The sequence below is a fragment of the Pseudomonadota bacterium genome (genome assembly GCA_022361155.1).
Classification (GTDB): Bacteria; Myxococcota_A; Polyangia; order Polyangiales; family JAKSBK01; genus JAKSBK01.
The window spans coordinates 1-3,645 of the sequence record JAKSBK010000492.1 but is presented as its reverse complement, the minus strand read 5'-3'; the positions used below and the strand labels follow the sequence as shown (position 1 = coordinate 3,645).

The following is a 3,645-nucleotide window of genomic DNA, read 5'->3' as shown; positions in this document are numbered from 1 at the left end:
CGGTGGTGATCGTCAGCGCGGACAAGGACTTGATGCAGCTGGTGGGCGACCAGGTGCTGCTGTTCGACTCGATGCGAGGTCGTGTATTCGGCCCCCCGGAGGTAGAGGCGAAGTTGGGCGTCCCCCCGGTTCAGGTACGGGATCTGCTCGCATTGATGGGCGACAGCTCCGACAACGTTCCCGGGGTTCCATCGGTGGGTCCCAAGACGGCTGTGGCTCTTTTGGCGCAGTACGGCACGCTCGACGGAATATACGCGAAGCTCGATCAGGTGAAGCGCCGGAGTCTACGCGCGAAGCTCGAACAACACAAGGCACAGGCGTACCTGTCGCGCGACCTCGTTACGCTACGGCAGGACTTGGATTTCGACGTCGGCGGTGGTGCTCTCGACTACGATGGTCCCGATGCCTCGAGGCTGCGGCCTCTTTTCGATGAGCTTGAGTTCCACCGCCTGCTCGCAAAGCTCACGAACGAGTCCGCATCGACGGCGAGGAGTAGCGATCCGGCCGCTGCGACCCCCAGCTTGTCGGCGCCGAGGATACTCGGGGCTTCGGAGGCTAGGCTCGAGCAGCTACGCGAGAGCCTGGTTCATGCTGGCGCGTTTGCGGTCACCTGCCTCGGCGAGCACAGGGGAGCGCAGGCCGGGCTCGTCGGACTGGGTTTCGCATGGGATGAGTCCGGGCTCGACCCGAACCGGGACGCCGGCCGAGGCGAGGCGAGCTGCGCCGCGTGCTACGTGCCCCTTGGGCACAGGTTCCTGGGTTGTCCCAGCCAGATTCCTGTGGCGCGGGTCGTCGAGCTGCTGGGGCCGCTGCTGGAGGACGCCGGCGTAAGCAAGTACAGCTCGGACACGAAGCGAGACGTTGCGCTGCTGGCGCGGCATGGCGTGTTGCTGCGTGGAGTGGAGGTCGACAGTGCGCTTGCAAGCTATCTCCTGGATCCGGATCGGGGATCGCATGCGCTGCATGTCTTGGCAGCATCCGAGTTGGGGCTCGAGCTGGAGCCGGAGGCAGACCTGCTGGGCAGCGGCCGGGCACGCAGGGACTACCACGAGCTAGAGCCGAGCGAAGCAGGTGGCTTCGTGTGCATGCGCGCACAAGCGTTGCTGCTCTTGGCTGGACCGCTGGAGCGACAGCTGGAGCAGGCGGGCTGCCTGAGACTGCTTCGGGATTTGGAGCTGCCACTCGCGAACGTGTTGGCAGAGATGGAAGGCACCGGCGTTCGCGTGGACCGCCGGCGGCTGGCTCGGCTCGCCACGCAGGCTGCGCTGAGGCTGAAGGAGCTGGAGGCGCGCTGCCACGAGCTCGCGAGTCGCGAATTCAACGTTGCCTCGCCGCGCCAGCTCGAGAGCATTCTGTTCGATGAGCTCAAGCTACCCGTAATCAAGCGTACCAAGACCGCACGTTCCACCGATCATGATGTCCTGGAGGAGCTGTCCGCAGTGCACGAGCTCCCGGCGGCGGTGTTGGAGCACCGCTCTATCGCCAAGCTGAAGAGCACGTACCTCGATGCGCTGCCCCGAGAGATCGATCCCAAGACCGGCCGTGTTCACACCTTGTTTGGGCAGGTTGTGGCAGCGACAGGGAGGCTTTCCTCGAGCGAGCCCAACCTACAGAACATTCCGATCCGTGACGACATCGGCCGGCAGGTACGCGAAGCTTTCGTAGCACAGGAGGGCTGGTCGTTGCTTTGCGCCGATTACTCGCAGATCGAGCTGCGACTGCTCGCTCACCTGAGCCAGGACAGCGAGCTGCTCGCCGCGTTCGCAAGCGGCCAGGACGTTCACGTGCGCACTGCGTGTGCCATCTTCGGTGCCGGGCCCGAGGAGGTGACGCGACGCATGCGCGCTCAGGCCAAGACCGTGAACTTTGCGGTCATCTACGGACAGACCCAGTTTGCGCTGGCTCGCAGCTTGGGCATCCCGCGCGCGGAGGCGGCGCGCTACATCAAGGCCTTCTTCGAGCGTTATGCCGGCGTTCGCCTCTTCTTGGACCAGACGATCGCCGACGCGCGCAGTTCCGGTTTGGTACGCACGATCTGCGGGCGTCTGCGTCGCATTCCTGACCTGCGGAGCCAGAGCCGTGCGCGACGTCAGGCGGCGGAACGCGTCGCCTGCAATTCTCCCATTCAGGGCTCGGCTGCGGACGTCATCAAGCTTGCGATGGTCGAAAGCCATCGCAAGATCAAGGAGCGTGGGCTCCGATCACGCATGCTGCTGACCGTGCACGATGAGCTGGTGTTCGAGGCGCCACCAGAGGAACGCGAGCAGCTCGAGGACTTGGTCCGCAGCGTCATGGAGAATGCCCTGAAGCTCAGCGTACCGCTGGTTGTCGAGTTGGGCTGGGGCTCCACCTGGGCAGAGGCGCACTGACCAACGGGAGTATTCTGAAGACACTACCGAGCTCAGCTCGGAACGGATTCGAAGATCGTCGCCAATTGCTCGGCGACTTATGCACGTAATCACGGACACAGGACACTAGACCGCCGGCGAGCCGGTCAGCATCTCTTCGACCCGCTCGCACAGGATGTGCCCGATCAGGATGTGCGCCTCCTGAACACGCGACGTGCGCTGCGAAGGCACGCTCAGGCAGATGTCCACGAGCCCTGGCATCTGTCCGCCGTCTTGGCCGCACAGCCCCAGCAGGATCGCTCCTCGCTTCCGGCCGGCACGCAATCCGGCCAGAACGTTGGGGCTTTCTCCCGAAGTCGAGATCCCCACGAGCACGTCGCCCTGGGCACATAGAGCGAGCACTTGGCGCGCGAAGAGCTGCTCGTAGCCGTAGTCGTTGCTGATGGCGGTGACCACCGAGCTGTCGCTGCTGAGCGCGAGCGATGGCCAGCCCGGACGCTCACGTTCGTAGCGGCCCACGAGCTCTGCGGCGAGGTGCTGACAGTCGGCAGCACTGCCTCCGTTACCCATCCACAGGACCTTGCCCCCGGCACGAAGGGCTTGTGCGGTTCTTGTTGCCGCTGACTCGATCTGTGGAGCGAGGCTACAGAGCGCCCCGGTCACTTGACCATGCTCCCGCAACGCCCGTGAGACCTTTGTCGACATGGCGCGATAGGACCTTTCGTGCCAGAGCACCAGCAGCTAGTGTCCTGTATCCGAAATCCCGCACATAATTCGCCGGCCCTTGGCACCGCCCACGCCATCGATCGCCGTTTGGCTATCTCCTGGAAATAGCGCTGCACTGCATCGAAATTGAACCGCAGCCTGCGTCGATTCGATGACCCGAGCGTCGCCAATTGCTCGCCGACTTACGTACGTAATCACGGATGCAGGACACTAGCAAGCGTAGCATGTTAGCACTGCGCGCTGGTCGATTCGTGTGTCGTGGCGGTACTAGTCTCGAGTTTGGCGGTTTTGGGTTGCTCCGGTGGGCGTCGTGTGGCCGGGGGATAGCGGCGGCCGTCGCCGCCCCGGTGCGAGCTCTCCTCATCGAAGATGACGAGCTCCTGTCGCACCGGGTGCTGCGGTACGGGCCGCCGCCGTGCACCCTGCGGCAGCGTGTACTCGATCAACTCAGAGGAGCTCGGGGATTGCTCCCGTTGGCACGGGCAACGATGTTCACGAGCAGGGCAAGCTCGCCGTCTTGTTCGACAAGGCGCACTTGCTCGTAGACGAAGGACTTGTACTTCTCGATGCG

Annotated in this window: 2 protein-coding genes; one reads left to right on the top strand and one right to left on the bottom strand. The window is 64.1% G+C overall.

Going from position 1 to position 3,645, the window contains the following annotated elements:
* The coding region (polA, locus tag MJD61_18335; GenBank protein ID MCG8557221.1) for a DNA polymerase I at nt 1-2,369 on the top strand (2,369 nt) is incomplete at its 5' end.
* 105 nt (nt 2,370-2,474) lie between these two features.
* On the opposite strand, the gene MJD61_18330 is transcribed toward polA, so the two are convergent.
* The gene (locus MJD61_18330) at nt 2,475-3,053 is read right to left on the bottom strand and encodes a D-sedoheptulose 7-phosphate isomerase (GenBank protein ID MCG8557220.1); all 579 of its coding nucleotides are present in this window, start codon (nt 3,051-3,053) and stop codon (nt 2,475-2,477) included.
* Nucleotides 3,054-3,645: the final 592 nt, after the last annotated feature.

Coding starts and splice junctions, on each gene's coding strand:
- MJD61_18330 (MCG8557220.1), bottom strand. CDS start 3,053: ATGTCGACAAAGGTCTCACGGGCGTTGCGGGAGCATGGTCAAGTGACC.